This is a genomic window from Pseudomonas baltica, assembly GCF_014235765.1.
In the GTDB taxonomy this organism is placed as follows: Bacteria; Pseudomonadota; Gammaproteobacteria; order Pseudomonadales; family Pseudomonadaceae; genus Aquipseudomonas; species Aquipseudomonas baltica.
In genome coordinates this window covers 933,213-958,650 of record NZ_JACMYH010000001.1, presented here as the reverse complement: position 1 = coordinate 958,650, position 25,438 = coordinate 933,213, and the positions used below count along the sequence as shown (strand labels likewise).

The following is a 25,438-nucleotide window of genomic DNA, read 5'->3' as shown; positions in this document are numbered from 1 at the left end:
GAGAGTCCTGGTCATGAGCCAAGCAGTCAGACAGCTTTCAAGCAACATTGGCGTGAAGAGCATGGGCGCAGGTCGGGTAGCCTTCATCACCGGCGCGGCCATGGGCATTGGCGCGGCAATCGCCCAGCGCCTGGGCGAGGACGGCCACCGCGTGGTGGTCGCCGACATCAACCGCGGCGCCGCCGAGGAAATGGTCGCCGGCCTGCGCGCGCAGGGGATCGATGCCGAGGCGGCGATGATCGACATCGGTGATGCCGCGTCGATCGCCGAGGTGTTCGCGTGCCTGCCGCGCTGCGACGTGCTGGTGAACAACGCTGGCATCGCCAGGACGCAAGCCTTCCTGGACTGCGACCTCGCCGATTGGCAGCGGGTACTCAACATCAATGTGACCGGCGCACTGTTGTGCGGTCAGCACGCGGCACGCTTGATGAAGGCGCAGGGCTGGGGGCGGATCATCAACGTCGCCTCCATCAGCGGCATGCGCGCGAGCGCGGGGCGCACCGCGTACGGCACGTCGAAGGCAGCGGTCATTGGCCTCACCCGGCAAATGGCGATCGAGCTGGCCGAGTACGGGATCACTGTCAACGGCATCGCGCCGGGGCCGGTGGACACGCCGCTGACCCAACGCCTGCACTCGAGTGCCACCCGCGAGTCCTACGCCCGCGCCGTGCCCATGCGCCGCTACGGCACCCCCGCGGAAATGGCCGGCGCAGTGGCCTTCCTGGCATCCGACGACGCCTCCTACATCAGCGGACACGTCATCCCGGTGGACGGCGGCTACATGGCCTCCGGCATCCTCGAAATCTGACTGCCAGGTAAAAGTTCAGGGCGGTGTGTCAGGCATACCGCGTCAATCCTTCGCGGCCGCTGACCGCTCCTACACAGGCCCTGCACGATCGCAAGGCCCCCCTGTAGGAGCGGTCATCGGCCGCGAAAGGGGCGCCGCGATACCTCAGGGATTCACTGATCCTGCAGTGTCGCCTCTTCCCCGGCGCGCATGGCGCTTTCCACGAACGTGGCGATGCAGGGGTTGTGGTTGTCGGCCTTCCATACCGCGACCACTTCGATCACCGGCGGTGCCACCAGCGGCCGAAAGGTGGTGGTGGTCAAGCGCATGTTGCGCATCGAGCGCGGAACGATGGCGATGCCCAGCCCTTCACCCACCAGATTGACGATGGTCTGCTGCATGTTGATTTCCAGCCCCACGTTGGGCGTCACGCCATGCTGCAGGCAATAGTTGACGATCATGTCATGCAGGGCCGGGGCGATGCGTCGCGGCACGATGATGAAAGTCTCTGCAGCCAGATCACGCGGATCGATCAACGGCTGCTCCAGCAACCGATGCCCAGGCGGTAGCACCACCGTCATCTCCTCGCGGTAGATCGTCACCGTTTCCAACCCACTGCAATCCTGCGGGCGGTACATGATCGCCACATCCTTGTGGCCGCTGCTGATGTCCTGGGCCAGGTCCATGGGCAGTGTTTCGGTGAGCTTCAGATTCACCTGCGGATACTGCGCCGCGTAACGCCGAGTGATCGCGGGCGTCACGCTGTAGGCCGTCGACATCATGAACCCCACCGACAATTCCCCGGCCGCCCCGCGAGCCGCTGCCAGCGCATTGCGCTTGGCCTGCTCGAACGCCGCAAATACCGTTCCGGTGTCCAGATAGAAACGCTGGCCGGCATCGGTCAACTCCACCTGCCGCCGCGAGCGGTCGAACAGCTTTACCCCCAACTCGTCTTCCAGCAAGGCGATCTGCCGCGACAACGGCGGTTGGGAGATGTGCAGCCGCTCGGCCGCGCGGCCGAAGTGCAGGGTTTCGGCCAGCGCACGAAAGTATTGTAAATGCCTGAGCTCGATCATTGATGCTCGCAAAGGTATCAGTGGGTGCCTGATTATGGATTGGAAAACATAACTCTGCCTGCCGTATTGTGAAATGGCCACAGCGTCGAGGCTTGCGTCACGAGCGCCAGACCTCGAGATAGTCACAAGCTATAGAACAATAAAAGGTGACGCCGATGTCTTCTGTATGCGAACACACCGCACATGCTTCGACTTCTTCGCCCGCACTTTCTTCGCCCGCCGCGTGCGATTCCGATATTGCCAACGACAGCGATCCGCAGGTCCGCCAGGCCTTTCGTCGCGCCCTGCGCCTGATGGAGCGTGGCATTGCCGTGCTCATCCAGGGCGAAACCGGCACCGGCAAGGAAGTGCTGGCCCGCGCCCTGCACGCCCACAGCCAACGCCATCGGGCGCAGTGCGTGGCGCTCAATTGCGCCTCCATTCCACAAAGCCTGATCGAAAGCGAACTGTTCGGCTACTCGCGCGGCGCCTTCTCCGGCGCGCTGCCCTGCGGCAAGAAAGGCAAGGTCCAGCAGGCCGACGGCGGCACCCTGTTCCTCGATGAGATCGGCGACATGCCGTTCGAACAGCAGACGCGCCTGCTACGGGTGATCGCCGAACGCGAAGTCACACCCTTGGGCGCCGAGCGCAGCGTCAAGGTCGACTTCGCCCTGATCTGCGCGACTCACCAGAACCTCACTGGCCTGGTGCAACAAGGCACGTTTCGCGAAGACCTGTTCTATCGCATCGCCACCGGTGTGGTGCAATTGCCGCCGCTGCGCGAGCGCACCGACCGCGCCGAACTGGTCTGCCGCATGGTGGCCAGCGAATTGCCCGGCTGCGACCCTCGGCAACTCATCGCATCGGATGTCTGGCCACTGCTGCTCAATCATCCCTGGCCAGGCAACCTGCGGCAGATGCGTGCGGTAATTCGCTATGCCTGTGCCGTGATGGAAGGTACCCGCATCCAGCGCGCCGACCTGCCGGTGGACTTCATCGCCCAGGGCAGTGCGCCCGCCGTGTCGCCTGCCAACGTGACGCCGATCCGTCGTCCGGTCGTTCTGGCCGCACCGGTGGACGAGCGTGCCGACGTGCTCGATGTGCTCAACGCCTGCCGCTGGAACATGTCGGCGGCGGCGCGTGCCCTGGGCATCTGTCGGCCATCGCTGTACCGCGTCCTGCGCCGCCTGGGCATCCCGCCGCTCAAGGACCAACTGGCCCAGGGCGCCTACCTGCCAGCCTGACGCCGCCTCTGTATTGCCTGATCTTCAACCAAGGGAACAACAATAATGAATGCCCCTATCAGTCTTGCCATCACCGGCCAGGTGGCGGTGGTGACCGGTGCCGCGCGCGGTATCGGCCTTGCCATCGCCCAGGCGCTGGGTCAATGCGGTGCCCGGGTGGCAATTGCCGACCTCGACGGCGCGGCCGCGCGCGCCGCTGCCGGGCAGTTGTGCGAACTGGGCATCGACGCTATCGGTGTGGCGGTGGATGTGTCCGACGAAGCCCAGGTGCAAGCGATGGTCGACAGCGTCGAGCAGGCGCTGGGCGGCATCGACATCCTGGTCAACAATGCCGGGATCGTCTCCACCGGACCGCTGCTGGAAGTCAGCGCCGCCGAATGGAACCGGGTCATGGCCATCGACCTCACCAGCGTGTTCTTCTGCGCCAAGGCCGTGTTGCCGGGCATGATGGCCCGGCGCGCCGGACGCATCATCAATATCGCTTCGGTGGCCGGCAAGCGCGGTGGCGGCTTGCTGGGCAACAGCTGCTATGCAGCGGCGAAGGGAGGAGTGATAGCCCTGACCAAGGGCCTGGCCCGTGAAGCCGGGCCGTTCAATATCACCGCCAATGCCATCACGCCGGCGCTGACCGACACCGACATGACCCGCGCCCTGAGCACCGAGGCACGCGCCAAGGTGCTCGCCGACATGCCGCTCGGCCGTGCCGGCTCGCCACGCGACATCGCTGCAGCGGTGTGCTTCCTGGCCAGTGGCGCGGCCAGCTTCGTCACCGGCGAGATCATGGACGTCGACGGCGGCTACATGCGCGACTAGCGCTGCACCCCGGCCGGTATCAAGGCCAGGATCAGCGACACCGTGACCAGCGACAACAGGGTCGAGACCAGGATCGCCCGCGACATGGTGTCGGCCTCACGGCCATACAGCGCAGCCAGCATGAACGGCCCGTTGCCGATGGGCAGGGCGCTCACCAGCAGTGCCGCCCAGGCCCACATCGCCGGTATGTCGAACACCCAGAACGCCAACCAGGCGGTCAGCGCCGGCTGCACCAGCAGCTTCATCGCCACCAGCATGGCCAAGGTCTTGCCATCGGCCTTGTGCGATTTTTCCGCCGCCAGGAACAGACCGATCGACACCAGCGCACAGGGTCCGGCCGCCGCGCCGAGAAACTGGAACAGCTGGCGCACGCCCACCGGCAGCACCAACCCGCTGTAGGCGACCAGCGAACCCAGCACCGGGGCGACCATGATCGGATTGCGCAGCAGCGATTTGCCGACTTTGAGCAGGGTACGCCCCAGGCGTTTCTCGGTTTGCTGGAAGGTCTCGATCATGATGATGGCGACAGCGAACAGCAGGCAGGCGGTCATCACCGCGCCGATCACCGCCGGGGCGATACCGGGGTCGCCGAACGTCAGCAGGCACAGCGGGATGCCAAGAAACCCGGAGTTCGGATAACCCGCCCCGAGGGCATCGATGGTGGCATCGAGAAAGTGCGCACGGGCCCGCACGCGCAGCCACAGCGTCAACAGAAACACGATGCCCATGCCCAGGCCGAAAGCCACCACATAGCCCATGTCCAGCCCGTGCAGTGTGCCCAGCCGCGCCATGGCCTCGAATAACAGGGCCGGCAAGCCGAGGTAGATCACGAAACGGTTGAGCTCGATCGAGGCATTGGGCCCCAGGACGTTGCGCCGACGGCAGACGAAACCTACCAGAATCAACCCGAACACTGGAAAGGCGACGTTGAAGATTGCGAGCATCGGGTGCTGTGTCCTGTGGACTGTTGGAAGCCCCAGTGTAGCAGCGTCGCCACCCGTGGCACGGCAAGTTGCGCCGGGTCGGCGCAATTGGCCACACCCCAACTCTCGACGCGGACCTACCGTTGGGCAACTCGTCGTTTTTTACTTGAATGCAGGGGGGGAGCTGCATCTACACTGATGGCACTATCACATTAGGAGGCGATAGTGTGTCATGACAGCCAATAACCTGATGGACCTGGTTGCGCTGAAGCCGTTGTCTGCCACCGAGGCAGGCTGTGTGGATCGCGTGTTGCGCGCCATGCGCACGCACTTGGGCATGGATGTAGCGTTCGTTTCTCATTTCCGCCAGACCGACCGCGTGTTCACCCACGTCGATGCGGCGGCGTTGGTACCCCTGAGCCCCGGCGATGTGCTGGAGATGAGCGCCGGCTACTGTCGCGGCGTGGTCAGCGGCGAACTGCCCGGGCTTATCCGCGATACCGGTCAATTGCCGGCTGCGATGGCCATACCGCAGACCCCCGGCCTGCCAATCGGTGCGCACATGAGCGTGCCCATTCATTTGAGTGATGGACGCCTGTACGGGACGTTCTGCTGCTTCAGTCACGCACCGGATCCGGGGTTGACCGAACGCGACCTGAAGATGATGAAGGTGTTCGCCGAGCTGATTGCCGAGCGCCTGGAGTCCGACCTGCAAATGGTCCGCGATCATGACGACAAGACGCTGCGCGTGCTGGACGTGATCGAGTCACAGCAGCCACGCGTGGTCTATCAACCGATCTACGACCTGCACACCATGCACGTGGCAGGCTGGGAATGCCTGTCGCGCTTCAACGGCCAACCGGCGCGCACCCCGGACGTGTGGTTCAAGGAGGCCGCCGAAGTCGGTTTGGGCAAGGAACTGGAATGCCTGGCCATTGCTGTGGCCCTGGCCGGTCTGGCGCGGCTGGCGCCGGGCACCTACCTGAGCATCAACTGCTCACCCGAGCTGGTGCTCAGCGGACGATTGCTGGGTCTGTTCAAGAACTACCCGGCCGAGCGCCTGGTGCTGGAGATCACCGAGCATGCGGTGGTGCAGGACTATGCGTCGTTGCAAGTGGCCCTGCAGCCGCTGCGGCTGCGGGGTGTGCGCGTGGCCATCGACGATGCCGGCGCCGGCTATGCCAGCATGCGGCACATCCTGCAGGTGCGTCCGGACATCATCAAGCTCGACATGAGCCTGACCCGTGGCATCGACCAGGATTTCCAGCGACGCGCCATGGCGTCGGCGTTGATCGCGTTCGCCCGCGAGACGGGGAGTGTGATCGTTGCCGAAGGCGTGGAAACCGAAGCCGAGTTGGCGCAACTCAAACGCCTGGGCGCCGCCAACGCCCAAGGCTTCCTCCTCGGCCGCCCGCAACCGTTGTAGCAGCGGCGCAAGCCGCGTCGGCGGCACATGCGGTGGGTCAGGATAAACGCGGTGCCCCGGACGCGGCTCGCGCCGCTGCTACGGCGATCGCGTGATCCGCGTCCGGGGGTATGTGGGTCGAAATGCGTTGAACCCTTAGAAAACCACACCCTGGCTGCGCAGGTAATCATCGTAGGTGCCGCTGAAATCGATCACGCCATCGGCGCTCAGCTCGATGATGCGGGTGGCCAGCGACGACACGAACTCGCGGTCATGGCTGACAAAGACCAGCGTGCCCGGATAGTTCTCCAGCGCCAGGTTCAGTGCCTCGATCGACTCCATGTCCAGGTGGTTGGTCGGTTCGTCCATGAGCAGCACGTTGGGCTTCTGCAAGGTCAGCTTGCCGAACAGCATGCGGCCCTGTTCACCACCGGAAATCACCTTCACCGACTTGAGAATCTCGTCGTTGGAGAACAGCATCCGGCCCAGAGTGCCACGTACCATCTGCTCGCCCTGGGTCCACTGGCCCATCCAGTCGAACAGGTTCATGTCGTCTTCGAAGTCGTGTGCGTGGTCCTGGGCGTAATAGCCCAGCTCGGCGCTCTCGGTCCACTTCACCGCGCCCGCGTCCGGGGTCAGCTCGCCGACCAGGGTGCGCAGCAGGGTGGTCTTGCCGATCCCGTTCGGGCCGATGATCGCTACACGCTCGCCCGCTTCGACCACGAAGCTGAAGTTCTCGAACAGTGGCTTGCCGTCGAAGCCCTTGGACATCCGCTCGACCGTGACCGCCTGGCGGTGCAGCTTCTTGTTCTGCTCGAAACGAATGAACGGGCTGACGCGGCTCGAGGGCTTGACCTCGGCCAGCTGGATCTTGTCGATCTGCTTGGCCCGCGAGGTGGCCTGCTTGGCCTTGGAGGCGTTCGCCGAGAAGCGCGAAACGAAGGTCTGCAGCTCGGCGATCTGGGCTTTCTTCTTGGCGTTGTCCGACAGCAACTGCTCGCGCGACTGGGTCGCAGCGGTCATGTATTCGTCGTAGTTGCCGGGGAACAGGCGCAACTCACCGTAGTCCAGGTCGGCCATGTGGGTGCAGACACTGTTGAGGAAGTGCCGGTCGTGGGAAATGATGATCATGGTGCTGTTACGCGCCGTGAGAATGTTTTCCAGCCAGCGAATGGTGTTGATGTCCAGGTGGTTGGTCGGCTCGTCCAGCAGCAACACTTCCGGATCCGAGAACAACGCCTGCGCCAGCAGCACCCGCAGCTTCCAGCCCGGCGCCACTTCGGTCATCGGGCCAAAATGCTGTTCCAGTGGAATGCCCAGGCCCAGCAACAGCTCGCCGGCACGGGACTCGGCGGTGTAGCCGTCCATTTCGGCGAACTCGGTTTCCAGCTCGGCGACGGCCATGCCGTCTTCCTCGCTCATTTCCGGCAGCGAGTAGATGCGATCACGCTCGGCCTTGACCTTCCACAGCTCCTCGTGGCCCATGATGACCGTGTCGATCACCGTGAAGTGCTCGTAGGCGAACTGGTCCTGGCGCAGCTTGCCCAGGCGCACGTTCGGCTCGAGCATGACCTGCCCGCCCGACGGCTCCAGATCGCCGCCCAGGATCTTCATGAACGTCGACTTGCCACAGCCGTTGGCGCCGATCAGGCCGTAGCGGTTGCCGTTGCCGAATTTCACGGAAACGTTCTCGAACAGCGGCTTGGCGCCAAACTGCATGGTGATGTTAGCGGTGGAGATCAAGGAGCTTACCTATCAATAACTGGGGGAGCGATGGTTTCGGTGGCCGAACTGCTGGGCGATACGCGGGGAATTCAAACCGGACATTGTGCGTATTGTCGCATAGGTATGGCAGCAGTTGTACGGCGCCCGACAGTCAATTCCCCCAGCAGATGCATCCTCACTTGAGCACCAACAACCGATACTCCCCCCCATCGCTTTCAATGCCATGGGTGTCATGGGTAAACCCGGGGAATGACCGGTCGAAGCTCTCCAGGGCCCGCAGGTAGGCCAGCAGCGGTCCATCGGCGGCGCCGGTGTTTTCTCCAGGCATCAGCAACGGAATGCCAGGCGGGTAGGGCACTATGCCTGTGGCGGCGATGCGTCCGGCTGCGTTCTCCAGAGTGACCTGTTCCACTTCGTTCCTGACCAGCTTCTCGTAGGCTTCCACCGGGCTGAATTCGGCCTTGGGCAGCATGCCAAAGGCCGCGGCCATGGCTGCAGTGGTGCGGGTTTCCTTCATTGCCGCGAAAATTTCTTCGGCCAGATCGCGCAGGCCCATGCCGCTGTAGCGCTGTTGGGTGGCAGCAAGCAGGTCGGGCAGGCACAACTCCAGCTCCAGGTTGGCATCGTAATCGCGCTTGAAGTCCAGCAGCGCATTCACCAAGGTGCCCCACTTGCCTTTGGTGATACCGATGGAGAACAGGAAGAGCAGGGTGAAGTCGGTGGTCTTCTCGACCACGATGCCCTGCCGGCCCAGATACGCGCTGATCACGCACGCCGGTACGCCGAAATCCAGAAGCTCGCCGTCGTCGCCCATGCCCGGGCTCAGGATCGACACCTTGATCGGGTCGAGCATGCAGTAGCCGTCTTCGATGTCGCCGAAACCGTGCCAGACTTCGTTGGGGTGCAGGACCCAGCAGTCGGGGTCGGATTTGAGCTTGATCGGGTCGACTTCATGGAACGCGATGGCGGCACCGCCGACCGCTATCGACGGCGGCTGCCAGCAGGACACGAACCAGTCGCCGTTGGCGAGCATGTCGCTGTGCATGCGCGAGATCACCTGGCGGAAAGCGATGGCCTCCTCAAGGGATTCGTTGGTGAGAATCTGCCCGCTGGGCGCCTCCATCATGGCCGAACTGACGTCGCACGACGCCATGATCGCGTAGTTGGGCGAGGTCGAGGCGTGCATCATGTACGACTCGTTGAAGCGTCCGTGGGGGATCGGGTTGCGCCCGTTGCGCACGTGGATCATCGACGCCTGGGACAATGCTGCGAGCAACTTGTGGGTCGACTGCGTGGCGAACACCGTGGGCTTGGACGCGTCGTGATCGTCGGGGCTGCCGTGCATCGCGAAGCGGTCCTTGTACAACGGGTTGAACCGCGCATAGCCGTACCAGGCCTCGTCGAAGTGCAGGCGGTCGACGCTTTGCCCGAGCAATTCCTCCACGCGCGTCACGTTATAGGTCAGGCCGTCGTAGGTGGAATTGGTGACGATGGCGTGCACCGGCGTAGGGTCGATGTGACTCTTGACCAGCGGGTTGCCTGCAATCGCCGCGCGCACCCCGTCGGCACTCAAGGTCTGCGGCAGGATCGGACCGATGATGCCGAAGCGATTGCGCGTTGGCACCAGGTAGGTCGGAATCGCCCCCGAGAGCGTCATCGCGTGCTCGGCAGACTTGTGACAGTTGCGGTCGCACAGCGCGATCTGGTCGCGGGTGACGCTGGCCATGAGGATCACCCGGTTGGACATCGACGAGCCATTGGTGACGTAGTAGGTGCGATGCGCGCCGAACACCTTGGCCGCGTAGCGCTCGCCCTGGCCGATGGGCCCGCTGTGGTCGAGCAGGGAGCCCAGCTCGCCCACCGAGATGGACAGGTCGGAACGCAACAGGTTTTCCCCGAAGAACTCATAGAACGCCCGGCCCGCCGTGCTCTTCAGAAACGCCGTGCCGCCGGCATGCCCTGGCGTATGCCAGGAGTATTCATAGCTGCGGGCAAACTTGAGCAGCGCGCCGAACATCGGCGGCAACACCGCCTGCCGATAGCGCTCGATGGCGGCCATGATCCGCCCACTGAGAAAGCGGCTGGTGTCTTCCGGCAGCCAGATGAAATCGTCGGCGTGTTGCATGACGATCAGCGGCACATTGGCGGCAGTGCTGCGATCGCTGATCAGAAACACCGGGACCCGAGTATTGCGTTCGCGCAGGGTGACGAGCAGGTCGATGCATTGCTGGTGGTGATCGCTCTCGTCCATTTCCCAACTCAGCAGCACGCACTGGATCGCCGGGTCGGTGCTCAGGATGGCCTTGGCGTCGCGCACGCTTTCCGAAGTGATCACGCTGACCGCGCGCTCTTCCACATCGGCGATGAGCTGGATCAGCGCCCGGCCGAATACCGTGCGTTTGTCGGGCTGGTTGCTGACCAGCAGTGCCAGCATCCCCAGCAGGTTTCTATGTTCCGTCATGGTCGTGCCTCCAGTTCAGGGGTCTTCAATGTCGAGTGGGGCAGGCCGTTCACGGGAATCGGCTCGCCGACGATGTGCTGGGCGGCGACGGTCTGGGTCGGGGCGCTGTTGTTGACCGCTTCCAGGCGGATCAGGCGGTTGTTGACGAAACCGAACAGCGTATAGCCGACGATGGTCGCCACACCGCCAAGCATCAGCGCCTGGGCGCCCGAGCTATACAGCGCCAGGTAGCTGTAGGCCGCTGCGATCCAGGCGACGATGTTGGTCACCAGGGCTTTGTTGGCCGGCACGTTCGACACCTTCTGCAAGGTCATCAGGGTGGCCATCGACAGGATGTAGGGCACCAGGTTGGTAACCACCGCCAGGTTCACCAGGGTATCGAACTGCTTGGCCAGGTCGGGGCTGATGGTCAGCAGGGCCAGGGCCGTCTGGATCGCCAGCAGGACCAGCATGCTGATGATCGGCACACCGTGCTGGTTGACTTTGGCGAAGATCGGCAAAAAGTAACCGGTGTCGGCAGAACTCTTGAACACCTGTGCGACCGTGAACTGCCAGCCCAGCAGCGAGCCGATGCAGGCCAGGACCATCAGGCCCATGACCAGATTGCCGATCATCGGCGTGAACATCGTGGCGAACACCAGGCCGAACGGTGCGGTAGAGGACACCAACTCGGCATTGCCGACGATACCCGCGATGACGTTGGTGGAGACAATGTAGATCACCGCCGCGCCCAGGGTCCCGCCGAGCACGGCGATGGGCACGTTCTTTTCCGGGTTTTCCACAGCATCGCCGTTGGCGCAGGCCGACTCCAGGCCCAGGAACGCCCACAGCGTGATCGCCACCGAGGCGCCGGCCGCTTCATACCAGGGCATGTCATGGGGGTTCCAACCTGCCGCGTAGGTGCTGCTGTCGAACCAGAACCAGCCGACCGTCGATACCAATACGACCGGGGCAATCACGCCCCACACCGTGATCGCACCGATCTTGCCGGTAATGTTGGCCCCGCCGAAATTGGCGAAGGTGGTGATCCACAGCAGCGCAATGGTCGCCAGGCCCACTTGCAGCGAATCGAGTTTAATATCGAACAACGTCTGGATATAACCAACGGCGGTAATGCTGATGGCCACATTGGCGATCAGCAGTGACAGTCCATACGTGTAGTTGGTGATGTAGTTACCCGACTTGCCGAACGTATATTCCGCATAGCCACCCATGCCGCCGGTCTTGCGGCTGAGCATGCCGCAGCGGGCGAAGGCATAGGCCAGGGCGAGGGAGCCGGTGGCCGTGATCAGCCAGGAGAGAATCGAGATGCCGCCGACTTCGGCGAGTTTGGTGGGTAACAGAACGATGCCGGACCCCAGCATGTTGACGGCTGTCAACATGGTCAGCTGACTTACACTCATCTTCTTCATGACGGCCACTCCATTGCCAGGATCATCAGCGAGGCCTTTAGCTATAGCAAAGAATCGACAGAAGACAAGGCGACGCGTGGTTGGTCGACGTCAGGATGCCGCTCGTCAAGCCGACGGCACTTCCAGCGCGGTTGCCGTCTCCCACTATCAGGCGCGGATGAACCGTGCCACGAAAGGAGACATATCATGGTCCAAGACAACAACCACCCGGATAACCCCTATCAAGGGCCGGCCGAGCCCGGCAGCGGGGAAGAGGGCTACCCTGATATTCACGAGAAGGACGAGAAGCACGACGAGCACGACGATGATCAGGACGGCTCGCCGGGCAACAAGGCGGTAGATGAACCAGGCCGCAACGCGCCTGTCGATGAAGACGAAGAACATTCCCTCGGCAACAGCCTGTAAGCCACACGTTTGACTATCAGGCACACCTGCACCCTGCCGAGTGCAGGGTGCCCTTGTGCGGCGTGATTCGTCAGCTCTCTTTCAGCCCGTTGAGCTGCATGTATTCGTCCCACGGCATGCCCGCCATTTCGGCCACTTCCTTGTGCACTTCCAGACGCTGGGTTTCGAACTCCTGCGGTGTAGCCGCGGTGAGTTGCAGGGTCAATTCCCAGGCAAACATGCCTTGCGCATCAGCGAATTCCTCGAACGCCTCGTGCAGGCGCTCCGCACGGTATTCCGTGACGCTGAGCCCGGCTGCACGTGCGGCCAGCGGGTTGAGAGTGTCCAGTTCGGTTTGCAGCTCGGGACGCGCTTCGAGAAAGCGGTCCAGCGCGGCCTGGTGACGCGGATCGGGTTCTGCCATGGGGCCTTCGATGGGTAATGAGAGAGCACGGATTGTGCAGCCACGGATGCCGGCAGGCAATGCTACTGATGCGCGCTTTTGTGACGAAGTGCACGCAACGCTTTGGAACGAGCCCTGCAGCGAGGGCACTAAGGCCTATCTTCATTCATCACCGCGGGACCTTGCGATGGCCTATGTGTTGTTGCTGTTGGCAGGCGCCGTATTGGCGACTTCGGCCGCTTTGTGGCCGCAATTGTACGGAGTGTACGGCGCCCCTCGGCGTTCACGCCTGGGCGCCTGGGTGCTGGGTCATTTCGAGGTGCTTGGCGCTTTCGTTCTGTTCCTCATGGCCATGCATCTTTGTCAGTGATGAGTCGGTGATGCCGGCATCCCGTGGCAGTGATACATTCGCGGTTTATTTCGAATGGAAACGACGATGCGGATCATCGCAGCAGCACTGGGCTTGTGTGTACTCACCGGTTGCACGGGCCTGAACATGAAACAGGCGCGCAGCGCAGCGCCGGTGCAAACCATGAGCTCGGAAAAAACCGCGCAGAAAATAGCCCAGTGCGTTCAATTCAGCTGGCAGGACGAAGCCATGTTCGGTGTCATGACCGATGCCTCTTCGGAGGCCAGCGACGGCGGGTATACGGTGTTCACACCTGCGGCGACCTATTTCGCCGACATCCGCCCGCGCGGCGCCGGCAGTCTGGTCAGCTTCTATGCCCGCGAGCAGGGCGAGGTGGCCACACGTCGCCTGGCCTCCCTGGCCACCTGCCTCTGAGCGCAAGGCCTTGCGCTGCAAAGTAATCTGCACCTCGGCGCTGCGACGGCGTCATATGCGCTGAACCCCATGTGCTTTCAGCGAGGACGATATGGCACCCAGCAGTTCGACGCAGATTCCCGACCCTTTGGATCGTCCCAACGATCCGATCGAACCCGAGCCGTTTGCCGAGGGCAAGCCTGCCGAAGACCCACGTCCCGGCGACGAGAATCTTTCGCCCGTACCGATGGACCGCGATCGGGAGATGGATCCGCGTGAGGTCCGCACCCAGACCGGTGATGCTGACATGAGCCCTGACGATCCCGCCTGAAGCTACCAACTGATGCGCACCCCCAGGCTGCCTTGCAGGCTTTCCTGGGGTTGTGAGTCCAGGCTGCGGGCGTAGTCGGCATTGAGGTACAGGCTGACATCGCTGCTCAATCGGGCTGCGATGCCCAACCCGAGCTGAGCCTGCGTGCTGCGATGCTGGGTGCGCAAGGTGTCGCTGTCATCGAACGTCACTGCGTCTTCGCCCTGGAAGGTGTGCCACAGGTTGGCCCGTACGTAGGGCTCGACCGGCGTACCGCTGACACGGTACTCGCCCTTCAAGCGCGCGCCCAATCTGGCGCGCCAATAGTCTTCGCTGTCGAAGTCCACTTTCGATACCGGGTCACGAGCCGTGTCCAGCGTGACCCTCTGGCCGATCAGTTGCGCCTGCGGCTCCAGTGTCCAGTCCCCGGATAAAGCAATCGGATAGCCGCCTTCCACGGAAAGGGTGATGCCGTGTCCATCGAGATCCAGGCTATAGCCGCGTTCGGAGCGGCTGCGTCCGGTGAACCGGGTGCCCATGGCCACCACGTCCACGTAGCCGCCGGCCGGGCCCACCAGGGTCCAATAGGCACCTAGATTGTCGGCGCGCAGGCGGATGTCGCCCGAGGCGGTGTCGTCGAACCCCAGGGCGAAGCCACGCACCTGGCCGTCCACACGTGAATGCCCAGCGAACAGTCCTGCATGCTGGCGATAGCCGCCGTCGCCGAGGGTGGCGAACAAGTCGTGACCGACCTGGTAGCCGCGGGTGTTGCCTTTGAGGCTTGGCGCTGCGGCCCCGGCCCATTTCTGCCGCCCGTGGCTGCCGAATGTGCGTGCCCAGCCCGCCGCCAGGGCGCCGCGCTCACCGAGCAGGCTTTGTTCGCCCTGCCGCTCGTGGAAACTGCCCAGGCTGTCCAGCGCCAGCAAGGCGGCGGCCGGAGGTACGACGCTGTAGGCCGGCACCTCGATCCGATAGAGCACGATACGCTGGCCCGGAGTGGCCTGCGGCAAGGTCGGCGTGCCGACCGCAGCAACGGGTGTCTGGGCGGCTGGAGCCGGTTCCGTTGGTGCCGGTTCGGCCACAGGTGTTTCCGGCTGCACGGGCGCCGGCGGCACGAATGGCTCGACCGGGGTCTCCTCGGGCAGTTCGGCGTCCGGCGGTGTTACCGGTGGCGGCTCATCGACCGGGGGTTGCGTCACCGGAGGTTGGACAACGGGCGGCTCGATGATCGGTGGTTCGGCTATCGGGGGTTCGACCACCGGGGGCGCGATGATCGGCGGTTCGACCACAGGCGGTGTCACCGGCGGCGCTGCCACCACGGAAGATCGCAGGAACCAGCTGTTCTCGCTGCCTGCGGTCACGCCGCCCTTGAACAGGTAATACTGATAGGCCCCGACCGACAAGTCTTGCGCCAGGTTGAAAGCGCCGTCAGTGCTGGTCGCGCCCTGCGTGGCCTCGACCACGGCAATGCCGTTGGCAAGGGTCAGCGCGCCCTGGCCGTCGAGGTTGTCCACCGTGATCGCCGTGCTGCCGCTGACGGTGCCGCGCGCCACGATCAGCCGGTCGGCAGGCGCGTCGTCACCACCCAGCACGCTCTGCAAGCGCAAACGCGCGTCATTGCCCACATAGTTGCCAATCACGGTCAGCCGGTCACTCGCGTCGGCGCCACTGCGGGTCAGATCGATCAGGCCGGCGTTGTTCAGGGTCACCGTTTGCCCGGCGACTATCGGCCCGACCCAGCCCTGGGTGGCGCCCAGCGTACTGGTGCGGTCAAGGTTGAGCAGACCGCTGTCCAGCGGCGTCGAGTCATCGGCCAGGCTCAGCCGGTCGGGCAGGTCCAGCACCGAGCCGTTGTTCAGGTTGATGGTTTCCCAGTAGCTGTAGCGCGCGCCGCCGGTAGTGCGGCTGTTGTCCAGGGTCAGGGTATCGACCCCGGCATCACCGTAGACCAGGCTGGGGGAGGCCAGTTGTGTCTCGCCCAGGTTGCTCAGCAGCGCCGTATCGTTGCCTGGGCCCAGGCTGATGGCGCCGTGGATCAGGCCCGCGTCGCGCCAGATGAAGCGGTCGTCGCCGAAGCTGAGCAAGACGTTGCCGCCGATATCACCACCGCTTACCGTCACCTGGTCGGTGCCGCCACTGACGCTGATGTTGCCGCCGATGCTGCCTGCGGAAACGGCGATGGTGTCATTGCCGAAGCCGGCAACCAGGTTGCCGTTGATGCGCCCGCCGGACAGCTCGAACAGGTTGTTGTCGAGCTTCATGTCGACCCGGCCGATGGTGCCGCCGCTCATCCGCGCGATGTCGCCGTCCTCGAAGGCGCCGACGATAGTGCCGTCGGTCATGAGAAAGGTATCCAGCCCGTCACCTTGCCCCAGAGCCTGGATCTGCCCGCCGCGCATGATGAAGTTGTCGATGCCGCTGCCTTGGTTAACCGTACCGCTGACGGTACCGCCAACGACTTCGAGCGTATCGGCGCCATCGCCTTGGGTCAGGGACAACAGGCGCCCGGCGCTGATGAACACGGTATCGGCACCCGCGCCGGTGTTCAGTGCGCCGCCCACAGTGCCCGAGCGTATCAACAAGCTGTCCTGGCCAGGGCCGAACTCGACCGCGCCGGTGATGGTGCCCGTGCCGTCGGCGGGCAGGGTAAGGCTGTTGTTGCCCAGCAGGTCGGAAAGCCCCGGCGCCGTTCCGCTGTCGCACACGTAGGCGTCATTGCCGACGCCGGGGCTGAAGGTGCAATCGGACCGGGCGTATTCGCACGGTACGGCCAGTGCGGTCAGTAGACTGGTGCGTATCAACAACTCGTTGGTATTCATTGGCAACTCCCACAGCCAAGCGCGCGGATTAAACAAGGCGCGGTGGGCGATCAGGTGGTCAATGCAGACTTGCAATGCAACGAGTGTAGTCGAGAGGTTTTTAAAGTTGGTATTAAAAGCAGCTTTATATCAAGTTATTCAATAACGGTATTGATGAAAATATCTATTCATCAATACCGTTGGCAGTGAGCGCATTGTTGCTGTCTATCGATATTCAAGAAGCCTTGCGCGGGCTGCGACGTGCAGGCGTTTTTTTCGTCGCGGATTTTTCCTTGGCAGGCTTGGCCTTCGACGTGGTGGGTGATTTGCCAGCGAGGCTGCGCTTGAGCAGTTCGGTCAGGTCGATGACATCCGCAGTCTTGCGCGCTTCCTGGCCGACCTCGGTTTCCACGTCTTCGATCTCACCCTTGTTGGCCTTTTTCTCCACTAGCGCCATGATCTTCTGCTCGAACTTGTCGACGTACTCGTCAGGCTGCCAGTCGCCACTCATGTCTTCGACCAGGCGCTTGGCCATGTCCAGTTCCTTCTTGGTCAGTTCGGGTTTCTTCACCTCTTTGCCCAGCTCGAGTATGTCCAGGTCGCGAACTTCCGAAGGCCAGCGCAACTTGACCATCACCAGCGCGCCGTCCAATGGCATCAGTGCCGCCAAGTACTGGCGGGTGTGCAATACCACCAACGCAAGTGCAACTTTCTTGGTACTGATCAGCGTTTCGCGCAACAGCGCGTAGACTTTCTCGCCACGTCGGTCAGGTGCCAGGAAGTAGGGTGTGTCGATATTGGGCAGGGGGATCTGGTTGCGGTCGACGAAGGAGAAAATATCGATGGTCTGGGTTGAAACAGGGTGCGCGGCGCGGATCTCGTCTTCACTCAAGACTACGTAGCGACCTTTTTCGTACTGAACACCTTTGACGATGTTTTCCTTGTCCATCTCCTTGCCGGTTTTCTTGTTGATACGCTTGTAGCCGACCGGGTCCATGCTGCGTTTGTCCAGCCAGTCGAAGTCGACGCCCTGGGAGGCAGTGGCCGATACCAGCGCTACGGGAATATGAACCAGCCCGAAGCTGATCGCGCCTTTCCAGATTGCTCGTGCCATGGTGAAGGATGCTCCTGCGCGGTGTGTTTGCAGGTGACCTTGCAGCCGCCCGCTAAGTTTCAATGGGCTGGGTGCGATGCAATTTGCAACGCTGTTGCACCTGGATCTTGCACAATGCACGATACGTTTAGGTGCTTTAGGGGTTAAGTGTTTGATTTGTATGGCGAGTGTATGGCGAGGCGTGGGGCATGGAACGTGCACTGTATTCGGGCAAGCCCGATCTCAGGGATAAGACCAAGAATGGAGTGTCATCATGTTGTCCACCCTTGAACTGCGCAATATCATTGAAAGCAGTTTCCTGCCGCACCGCTGCCAATGTACCCAGGCCCATGACCGTTCGCTGACTGTGCGCGTGTTCGACCGTACTTCGCACAAGGTGGATTACATGCTCAGCGGCATTCGCACCGAGCAATTGACCAGTAGCCGCGCGATCTCGAACCTCATCGCAGGCATGCGCACCGACCTCAAATTGCAGCACCAAAGGCCCAAGGCGGTTGGCGAGTACCTTTGACCCCGTAGCAGCGGCCTTTTTTCGCTGTAGGAGCGGTCTGTGGCCGCGAACCAGACACCGCGGTGCATCCACCGGTACGCGGTGGGCCTTCGCGGCCGATGACCGCTCCTACGGATGTTCGTCAATCGCGGTAGAACACCTGCACCAGGTGATAACCGAACTTGCTTTTCACCGGCCCGTGCACCGTACGCAGCGGTTTCTTGAAAATGATCTGGTCGATGGCACCGACCATCTGCCCCGGTCGCACTTCACCCAGGTCACCGCCGCGCTTGCCTGACGGGCAGGTCGAATACTTTTTCGCCAGCACATCGAACGCCTCACCTTTGGCAATCCGCAGGCGCAGCGCCTCCGCCTCCTCGGCAGTTTTGACCAGAATGTGCCTTGCTTGTGCCTTCATTGCCCGATGCTCGCTGGAAAAAGCCGCTGATTATGCCGCAAATCACGCCAGGTTGATCATGTCGCGGATCTTGCTGCCCAGGCGCTCGATGGAAAACGGCTTGGTGATCATGTCCATGCCCTCGGCAAGAAAACCGTAGCGTTCCGCCGCTTTCTCGGCATAGCCGGTGATGAACAGCACCTTCAAGCCCGGCCGCTGCTGCCGTGCAATCTCCGCCAACTGCCGGCCGTTGAGCCCTGGCAGGCCCACATCGGTCACCAGCAGGTCGATGTCCAATCCCGCGTCGAGCAAGGCCAGCGCCGCCGTGGCCTCGCCGGCGGAATGCGCGGCGTAGCCCAGTTCGTCGAGCACATCGAGCACCAGCATCCGCACCGCTGGATCGTCCTCGACCACCAGCACGCTTTCACCGTCCCGGGCCATGGGCAACACGGCCGGAGCGCGCTGCTCGGCCAGCGCATCGGACGGTTCGCTGTGCCGCGGCAGGTACAGGCGCACGCAGGTGCCCTCGCCGGGACGGCTCTGCAGCGTTACCTGTCCGCCCGACTGCTGGGCGAAGCCATAGATCATCGACAGGCCCAGGCCGGTGCCCTGACCGATGGGCTTGGTGGTGAAGAACGGATCGAATGCCTTGGCCAGCACCGGCGCACTCATGCCGCTGCCGTTGTCGCTGACCCGGAACATCACGTAGGCACCCGGCTTGACCGGCTCCAGCGTAGCGCCTTCCGGGGTGGCGTCGAGCTCGCAGTTGGCGGTTTCGATGGTCAGCACACCACTGTCCGGCATCGCGTCGCGGGCATTGATCACCAGATTGAGCAGGGCGTTCTCCAGCTGGCTGGCATCGGTGTTCACTGGCCAGACGTCGGGCGCCAGTTGCAGCTGCAACTGCAGATGTTCGCCGAGCGTGCGGCTGAACAGCTCTTCGAGCGAATGCACCAGCGCGTTGGGCGCCAGGCGCTTGCGGTCCAGCGACTGCCGTCGCGAAAACGCCAGCAAGCGATGGGTCAGACCGGCGGCGCGATGGGCCGAACTGACCGCCGCCTCGCTGAAGCGCTTGATTTCGCTGCTGCGCCCGGCGTCGATGTAGCGCTGCATCAGGTCGAGGCTGCCGATGATGCCGGTGAGCATGTTGTTGAAGTCGTGGGCGATGCCACCGGTCAACTGCCCCAGCGCTTCCATCTTCTGCGCGTGGCGCAACGCCTCTTCGGCGCGTTCGCGCTCCTGCATTTCGTTCTGCAGGCGCAGGTTGACCTCGGCCAGGGCCTGGGTCCGCTCGCTGACCCGGGTTTCCAGGTGCTCGTTGAGCTCGCGCAGCGCCTGCTCCACCTGGCGGCGATTATGTACGTCTTCGGTCATGCCGAACCATTGCCGGATCACGCCGTCGGCATCCAATTGGGGCAGCGCACGGGCGTGCATCCAGTGGTAGCTGCCATCGGCCATGCGCAGACGGTACTCGGCATCGTAGGGGCGACCAGTGCTCACCGCCAGGTGCCAGGCGTCGAGGGTTGGCAGGTGATCGTCAGGATGCACCAGTTGCGCCCAATCGTCGTCCGGTCGCAGGCTGCGCATGCCGGTCAGCTGGCGCCAGCGCTCGGTCTGGCTTTCGCCGTCGGTGCGGCCATTGGCATCGGCGGTCCAGTGCACCGCCGGGGACAGCTCGATGGCCATGCGGAAATGCGCCTCGCTGTCGCGCAGCTCCTGCTCGGTGCGTTTGCCCACCGCGCTCACTTCACGGCGCTCGTTGGCCTCGATGGCCGTGACCAGAATGCCGGCGACGCGCTCGTTTTCGTCGCGAATCGGGCTGTAGGTGAGGTCCAGCCAGACCCGCGCCGAGTGCCCTTCGCGCGGCAGATTGAAGCCCTTCTCGGTGAAGGCACGCACTTCGCCGCGCATCACCGCGGCGTAGATGGGATCGGAAAATGGCTTGAGCTCGGGCCAGATGCGGTCCACCGGCTGGCCCAGGGCGCGGGGGTGGTTGCTGCCCACCAGCAAGGCAAAGGCGTCGTTGTACAGCTGGCACAGTTGCGTGCCCCACAGCAGCAGCATCGGCATGGGCGAGTGGGTGACGATGTCCACGGCCGTGCGCAGGCTCTGTGGCCAGGCATCGGGGCCGGGCAGGGGGCTGTCGGTCCAGTCCATGTTGGCGATCAATGTCGCGACCTTGCCGCCCACAGGTGAGGCATTCATTGCGTTATCCTTTGATTTACCGCGGCTGCTTATCCAGCCAAGCTATAGCGTACTTTCTATCGACCGCCTTTACAGGACCCCAAGCCTATGGAAATCCAGGCATTGCTCAAGCTCCTGGCCAGTCAGGACGGCTCCGACCTCTACCTGTCCACTGGCGCGCCACCCTGCGCCAAGTTCAACGGCGTGCTCAAGCCGCTCAGCGCCGAAGCCTTGAAACCAGGCGACATTGCCGCGATCGCGGCCAGCATCATGGACGCCGAGCAGCGTATCGACTTCGAGCGTGAGCTGGAAATGAATCTGGCGTTGTCGATCCACGGGGTAGGGCGCTTTCGCGTCAATATCTTCAAGCAGCGCAACGAAGTGTCCATTGTCGCACGCAACATCAAGCTCGACATTCCCAGCTTCGAAGACCTCAAGCTGCCGCGCAAGCTGCTCGACGTGATCATGGAAAAGCGCGGCCTGGTGCTGTTCGTCGGCGCGACCGGTTCCGGCAAGTCGACGTCGCTGGCCGCATTGATCGACTACCGCAACCGCAACAGCAGCGGGCACATCATCACCATCGAGGACCCGGTGGAGTTCATCCACCGGCACAAGAAGTCGATCATCAACCAGCGTGAAGTGGGGGTCGACACGCGCAGCTTCCAGGCCGCCCTGAAAAACACCCTGCGCCAGGCGCCGGACGTGATCCTGATCGGCGAGATCCGCGACCGCGAAACCATGGAACACGCACTGGCATTCGCCGACACCGGCCACCTGGCGATTTCCACCTTGCACGCCAACAACGCCAACCAGGCGCTGGACCGCATCATCAATTTCTTCCCCGAAGACCGCCGCCCGCAGTTGCTCAACGATCTGGGCAACAACCTGCAGGCGTTCGTCTCGCAGCGGCTGGTACGCACCACCGACGGCAAGCGCCGCGCCGCGGTCGAGGTGATGCTGGGCACGCCGACGATTCGCGACTTCATTCACCGCAACGAGTTTTCCGAGCTCAAGGGCATCATGGAGAAATCGGTGAACCTGGGCATGCAGACGTTCGACCATGCTTTGTACGAGCTGGCCATCGAGGGGGCGATCAGCGAGGAAGAAGCGTTGAAGAATGCCGATTCGGTGAACAACCTGCGCCTGCGCTTGAAGCTGCATGGCGAGGAAGGCGTGCAGCACACCTCGGCGCCCGCCCCGCCCACGCCTGCATCCGACCGCAAAAGCGCAGATTGGGGCCTGGTGAGCGACGACCCCGAAAGCCCGCAGTGACCCGCCAATGATCCTTGTAGCAGCGGCGCGAGCCGCGTCCGGCCTCATCGCGGTTTTACAGATACACCGCAGCGCACCCGGACGCGGCTCGCGCCGCTGCTACAAGGGTCTGCGCTACAGATGAATCTCAACCGCCAACGGCAAATGGTCCGACAGGTGCGTCCACGGCTTGTTGCCCAGAATGATCGGCCCGTGGCTGGTCGCGTTGCGCACATAGATCCGATCCAGGCGCAGCAGCGGAAAGCGCGCCGGGTAGGTCTTGGCCAACTGCCCGTTGTGCCGTTCGAACGCCTCGTGCAGATCCTTGCGCTTGGCCAGCGTAGCGTTGCCGCGCAACTGCCAGTCGTTGAAATCGCCGGCAATGATCACCGGCGCATCCTCGGGCAACGAATCGAGCAGCTGGCTCAACAGCGCCAATTGCTGTTGCCGGTGGCTTTCCAGCAGCGACAAGTGCACACAGATCGCATGCACCTCGTCGTGCCCCGGTACCTGCAACACGCAATGCAGCAAGCCGCGGCGCTCGGGCCCGGTGATCGAGATGTCGAGGTTGCTGTAGCGCAGGATCGGGTACTTGGACAGCACAGCGTTGCCATGGTGGCCGTCCGGGTACACCGCGTTGCGCCCGTAGGCGAAATCGCTCCACATGCTGTCGGCGAGAAACTCGTACTGTGACATCTGCGGCCAGTTGGAGAACTTCGACGCATGGCCGTCGTGGCCGCCCAGCACTTCCTGCAGGAACACCAGGTCGGCGCTGGTGCTGCGCACCGCCTCACGCAATTCGGGCAGGATGAAACGGCGGTTGAATGCGGTAAAACCCTTGTGTGTATTCACCGTCAGCACCCGCAGGCGATGCACTTCACGGGTCTGGTCCGGCGCTTGCGGGCCGAGCGGTTCGCTGGGGGGAGCGATGGTCACAGAAGCTCCTTGCACATGGTAATGTCCTTACTCCGACTTTGCCGGCACGGGGCGGTTCCCCGCGTCATTGCGCCAGCCAGCCACCGTCGATGTTCCACGCCGCACCGCGCACCTGGCTGCCGGCCTCGCTGCACAGAAACATCACCAGTTCGCCCAGATGCTCGGGCGTGACGAATTCCAGCGAGGGCTGTTTTTCCGCAAGCAGTTCGCGCTGGGCGTCGGCCGGGTCACCACCCTTGGCTGCACGATCATCGATCTGCTTCTGCACCAGCGGAGTCAGCACGAAGCCGGGGCAGATGGCGTTGCAGGTGATCTGCGTAGTCGCGGTTTCCAGGCCGACCACCTTGGTCAGGCCGATCACGCCATGCTTGGCGGCGACATAGGCGGCCTTGCCGACCGAGCCGACCTGACCGTGCACCGAAGCGATATTGACGATCCGCCCCCAGCCTTTCTCACGCATGCCCGGCAGCGCCAGGCGAGTGCCGTGGAACACCGAGGACAGGTTGATCGCGATGATCGCATCCCAGCGCTCAACGGGAAATGCCTCGACCGCCGCCACGTGCTGGATGCCGGCGTTGTTGACCAGGATATCGACACCGCCGAACGTCGCTTGCACGTACTCGAACAGCTCGGCCAGCTGCGTCGGGTCGCTCACGTCGGCACCGTGGTGGGCGACCTGGGTGCCATGCCGGCGTACTTCCGCGAGGGCCGCCGCCGGATCGCCGAAACCGTTGAGCACCACGTTGGCGCCGTGGCGGGCCAGCACCGAGGCAATGCCCAGGCCGATGCCGCTGGTGGAGCCGGTAACCAAAGCCGTCTTGCCGTCGAGTGCCATATGCATTGCCTCTGGGGTTGTCCTGCAATCTATACCACGCTACACCAGCGCCGCCTGCAGTAATTCCTGGGTGTAGGGATGCCGAGGGTCGGTGAACAGTCGGTCGGTAGGGCCGTGCTCCACCACCTGGCCGTCCTTGACCACGATCACATCATGGGCCAGCGCCCGCACCACCGCCAGGTCATGGCTGATGAACAGGTAGGTCAGGCCGTGGCGCTCCTGCAACTGGCGCAGCAGTTGCACCACCTGCTTCTGCACCGTGCGGTCGAGGGCCGAGGTCGGCTCGTCCAGCAGAATCAGCGCCGGGCGCAGCACCAGTGCCCGCGCGATGGCGATACGCTGACGCTGGCCACCGGAAAATTCATGGGGGTAGCGGTGCCGCGCCGCGGGGTCCAGGCCGACTTCGCGCAGCACCTGGACGACCTGCTCGTCGCAGGCCCGGGCGTTGGCGCCGCTGTGCACTTCCAGACCTTCGCTGATGATTTGCGCCACCGACATGCGCGGGCTGAGGCTGCCGAAGGGGTCCTGGAAGACCACCTGCATCTGCTTGCGCCACGGCCGCATCTGCTTCTGATCCAGACCATCGAGTGCCTGGCCCTGGAAGCGGATGCTGCCCTGGGAGTCGAGCAGGCGCAGGATCGCCTGGCCGAGGGTCGACTTGCCCGAACCGGACTCGCCGACGATGCCCAGGGTCTTGCCCTGCTGCACGCTCAGGCTGATGCCGTCCACTGCCTTGACGAACTCGCGCGGCTTGCGGAACAGGCCGCCGTCCAACGGGTACCAGACCTTCAGGCCGTCGACCTGCAACAGTTCCGGCCGATTCTCCTGGCACAGCACCGCGCCGGCCGGTTCAGCGTCCAGCAACAGTTGGCTATAGGGGTGCTGCGGTGCACTGAACAGCTGCTCGCAAGCGGCCTGCTCGACGATTTCGCCGGCACGCATCACACAGACATGCTGGGCAATGCTGCGCACCAGGTTGAGGTCGTGGCTGATCAGCAGCAGCGACATGCCCAGGCGCTTCTGCAATGACTGCAGCAACAGCAGGATGCGCCGTTGCACCGTCACGTCGAGGGCGGTGGTGGGTTCGTCGGCGATCAACAGCTGTGGCTCGCAGGCCAATGCCATGGCGATCATCACGCGCTGGCGCTGGCCACCGGACAACTGGTGCGGGTAGGCCTTGAGGCGTTTGCGCGGGTTCTGGATGCCGACCATCTCGAGCAATTCCAGGATGCGTGCCTCGGCCTGCTTGCCACCCATGCCCTTGTGCACCAGCAGGGTTTCACCGATCTGCTTGTGCACGGTGTGCAAGGGATTGAGCGAAGTCATGGGCTCCTGGAAAATCATGGCGATGCGATCGCCGCGCATGCGGCGCAGGGTCGCTGCATCGGCGCCCATCAGTTCCTGCCCCAGGTAGCGCACGCTGCCGCTGCTCGTGCAAGCGGTGTTGGGCAACAGTTGCAGGATGGAATGGGCCGTCACCGACTTGCCCGAACCCGATTCCCCGACCAGGGCCACGCACTGGCCGACGGGAATGTCGAAGCTCACGTCCTTGACTACCGAATGGCCATTGAACGCCACGCTCAGGTCGCGGATTTCGATGAGGTTTTCAGCGGTCATGGGCAGGGCCTTCTGCGGGGACTGGGATACCGCGTTCGCGGCCACTGGCCGCTCCTACAGGGATTGGTGAAGTGCCTGCATCCACTGTAGGAGCGGTCAGCGGCCGCGAATGAACCCCCACAAATCCCCAG

22 protein-coding genes are annotated in these 25,438 nt (G+C 63.4%); 9 read left to right on the top strand and 13 right to left on the bottom strand.

Annotated elements, in window-relative coordinates; all coding sequences use genetic code 11:
* Nucleotides 1-13 precede the first annotated feature (13 nt).
* Complete coding sequence (locus H7993_RS04180) at nt 14-808, top strand: SDR family NAD(P)-dependent oxidoreductase (RefSeq protein ID WP_244646838.1); 795 nt, start codon at nt 14-16, stop codon at nt 806-808.
* A gap of 152 nt (nt 809-960) precedes the next feature.
* On the opposite strand, the gene H7993_RS04175 is transcribed toward H7993_RS04180, so the two are convergent.
* Nucleotides 961-1,863 (bottom strand): LysR family transcriptional regulator, encoded by a 903-nt coding sequence (locus tag H7993_RS04175; protein ID WP_122714213.1) that lies wholly within the window; start codon nt 1,861-1,863, stop codon nt 961-963.
* Nucleotides 1,864-2,018: 155 nt separating this feature from the next.
* Between H7993_RS04175 and H7993_RS04170 the strand changes: the two genes are divergently transcribed.
* Nucleotides 2,019-3,086 (top strand): sigma-54-dependent Fis family transcriptional regulator, encoded by a 1,068-nt coding sequence (locus tag H7993_RS04170; RefSeq protein ID WP_185793548.1) that lies wholly within the window; start codon nt 2,019-2,021, stop codon nt 3,084-3,086.
* A 45-nt stretch (nt 3,087-3,131) separates the two neighbouring features.
* The gene (locus tag H7993_RS04165) at nt 3,132-3,899 is read left to right on the top strand and encodes an SDR family NAD(P)-dependent oxidoreductase (protein WP_185793547.1); all 768 of its coding nucleotides are present in this window, start codon (nt 3,132-3,134) and stop codon (nt 3,897-3,899) included.
* Here H7993_RS04165 and H7993_RS04160 read toward each other — a convergent pair.
* Nucleotides 3,896-4,843 carry an AEC family transporter gene (locus H7993_RS04160; RefSeq protein WP_185793546.1) on the bottom strand — a complete coding sequence of 316 codons (948 nt, stop codon included), beginning with the start codon at nt 4,841-4,843 and terminating at the stop codon, nt 3,896-3,898. The genes H7993_RS04165 and H7993_RS04160 overlap by 4 nt on opposite strands.
* A gap of 211 nt (nt 4,844-5,054) precedes the next feature.
* Between H7993_RS04160 and H7993_RS04155 the strand changes: the two genes are divergently transcribed.
* Entirely contained in the window at nt 5,055-6,248 is a 1,194-nt protein-coding gene (locus H7993_RS04155) for a sensor domain-containing phosphodiesterase (RefSeq protein WP_185793545.1), read from the top strand.
* A gap of 135 nt (nt 6,249-6,383) precedes the next feature.
* On the opposite strand, the gene H7993_RS04150 is transcribed toward H7993_RS04155, so the two are convergent.
* The 3 genes from H7993_RS04150 to potE all read right to left on the bottom strand — a co-directional run bounded on the left by H7993_RS04150 (nt 6,384) and on the right by potE (nt 11,834).
* Nucleotides 6,384-7,970, bottom strand: coding sequence for an ABC-F family ATPase (locus H7993_RS04150; protein WP_122478465.1), 1,587 nt, complete (start codon nt 7,968-7,970; stop codon nt 6,384-6,386).
* A gap of 157 nt (nt 7,971-8,127) precedes the next feature.
* The gene (locus tag H7993_RS04145) at nt 8,128-10,413 is read right to left on the bottom strand and encodes an Orn/Lys/Arg family decarboxylase (protein WP_185793544.1); all 2,286 of its coding nucleotides are present in this window, start codon (nt 10,411-10,413) and stop codon (nt 8,128-8,130) included.
* Nucleotides 10,410-11,834, bottom strand: a complete 1,425-nt coding sequence (gene potE, locus H7993_RS04140; protein WP_185793543.1) for a putrescine-ornithine antiporter — start codon at nt 11,832-11,834, stop codon at nt 10,410-10,412. Before potE ends, H7993_RS04145 begins: the two co-directional genes overlap by 4 nt.
* 177 nt (nt 11,835-12,011) lie before the next feature.
* Here potE and H7993_RS04135 point away from each other — a divergent pair, with 177 nt between their 5' ends.
* Nucleotides 12,012-12,230 (top strand): hypothetical protein, encoded by a 219-nt coding sequence (locus tag H7993_RS04135; protein WP_185793542.1) that lies wholly within the window; start codon nt 12,012-12,014, stop codon nt 12,228-12,230.
* 70 nt (nt 12,231-12,300) lie between these two features.
* Here H7993_RS04135 and H7993_RS04130 read toward each other — a convergent pair whose 3' ends face one another.
* Nucleotides 12,301-12,633 carry a DUF6388 family protein gene (locus H7993_RS04130; protein WP_185793541.1) on the bottom strand — a complete coding sequence of 111 codons (333 nt, stop codon included), beginning with the start codon at nt 12,631-12,633 and terminating at the stop codon, nt 12,301-12,303.
* Between the two features lie 415 nt (nt 12,634-13,048).
* Here H7993_RS04130 and H7993_RS04125 point away from each other — a divergent pair, with 415 nt between their 5' ends.
* Together H7993_RS04125 and H7993_RS04120 are read left to right on the top strand one after the other, a co-directional pair.
* Entirely contained in the window at nt 13,049-13,396 is a 348-nt protein-coding gene (locus tag H7993_RS04125; protein WP_185793540.1) for a hypothetical protein, read from the top strand.
* 91 nt (nt 13,397-13,487) lie between these two features.
* The gene (locus tag H7993_RS04120) at nt 13,488-13,706 is read left to right on the top strand and encodes a hypothetical protein (protein ID WP_185793539.1); all 219 of its coding nucleotides are present in this window, start codon (nt 13,488-13,490) and stop codon (nt 13,704-13,706) included.
* A 2-nt stretch (nt 13,707-13,708) separates the two neighbouring features.
* On the opposite strand, the gene H7993_RS04115 is transcribed toward H7993_RS04120, so the two are convergent.
* Both H7993_RS04115 and ku read right to left on the bottom strand, forming a co-directional pair.
* A complete protein-coding gene (locus H7993_RS04115) occupies nt 13,709-16,504 on the bottom strand; it encodes an autotransporter outer membrane beta-barrel domain-containing protein (RefSeq protein ID WP_185793538.1) in 2,796 nt (931 codons plus the stop codon).
* Nucleotides 16,505-16,718: 214 nt separating this feature from the next.
* Nucleotides 16,719-17,597 (bottom strand): non-homologous end joining protein Ku, encoded by an 879-nt coding sequence (ku, locus tag H7993_RS04110; RefSeq protein ID WP_185793537.1) that lies wholly within the window; start codon nt 17,595-17,597, stop codon nt 16,719-16,721.
* 253 nt (nt 17,598-17,850) lie between these two features.
* On the opposite strand from ku, the gene H7993_RS04105 reads away from it, so the two are divergent.
* Nucleotides 17,851-18,108, top strand: coding sequence for a DUF1652 domain-containing protein (locus H7993_RS04105; RefSeq protein WP_185793536.1), 258 nt, complete (start codon nt 17,851-17,853; stop codon nt 18,106-18,108).
* Between the two features lie 121 nt (nt 18,109-18,229).
* Here H7993_RS04105 and H7993_RS04100 read toward each other — a convergent pair whose 3' ends face one another.
* Nucleotides 18,230-18,505 (bottom strand): peptidylprolyl isomerase, encoded by a 276-nt coding sequence (locus tag H7993_RS04100; RefSeq protein ID WP_043189034.1) that lies wholly within the window; start codon nt 18,503-18,505, stop codon nt 18,230-18,232.
* Nucleotides 18,506-18,547: 42 nt separating this feature from the next.
* Nucleotides 18,548-20,689 (bottom strand): ATP-binding protein, encoded by a 2,142-nt coding sequence (locus H7993_RS04095; protein ID WP_185793535.1) that lies wholly within the window; start codon nt 20,687-20,689, stop codon nt 18,548-18,550.
* Between the two features lie 87 nt (nt 20,690-20,776).
* Between H7993_RS04095 and H7993_RS04090 the strand changes: the two genes are divergently transcribed.
* Nucleotides 20,777-21,940: a PilT/PilU family type 4a pilus ATPase gene (locus H7993_RS04090; RefSeq protein WP_185793534.1), complete on the top strand. Its 1,164-nt coding sequence runs from the start codon at nt 20,777-20,779 to the stop codon at nt 21,938-21,940.
* A gap of 114 nt (nt 21,941-22,054) precedes the next feature.
* On the opposite strand, the gene H7993_RS04085 is transcribed toward H7993_RS04090, so the two are convergent.
* The 3 genes from H7993_RS04085 to H7993_RS04075 form a co-directional block, all read right to left on the bottom strand.
* Entirely contained in the window at nt 22,055-22,849 is a 795-nt protein-coding gene (locus H7993_RS04085) for an endonuclease/exonuclease/phosphatase family protein (RefSeq protein WP_122714227.1), read from the bottom strand.
* 70 nt (nt 22,850-22,919) lie between these two features.
* Entirely contained in the window at nt 22,920-23,690 is a 771-nt protein-coding gene (hbdH, locus tag H7993_RS04080; RefSeq protein WP_185794164.1) for a 3-hydroxybutyrate dehydrogenase, read from the bottom strand.
* Between the two features lie 39 nt (nt 23,691-23,729).
* Entirely contained in the window at nt 23,730-25,307 is a 1,578-nt protein-coding gene (locus H7993_RS04075) for an ABC transporter ATP-binding protein (protein ID WP_185793533.1), read from the bottom strand.
* Nucleotides 25,308-25,438: the final 131 nt, after the last annotated feature.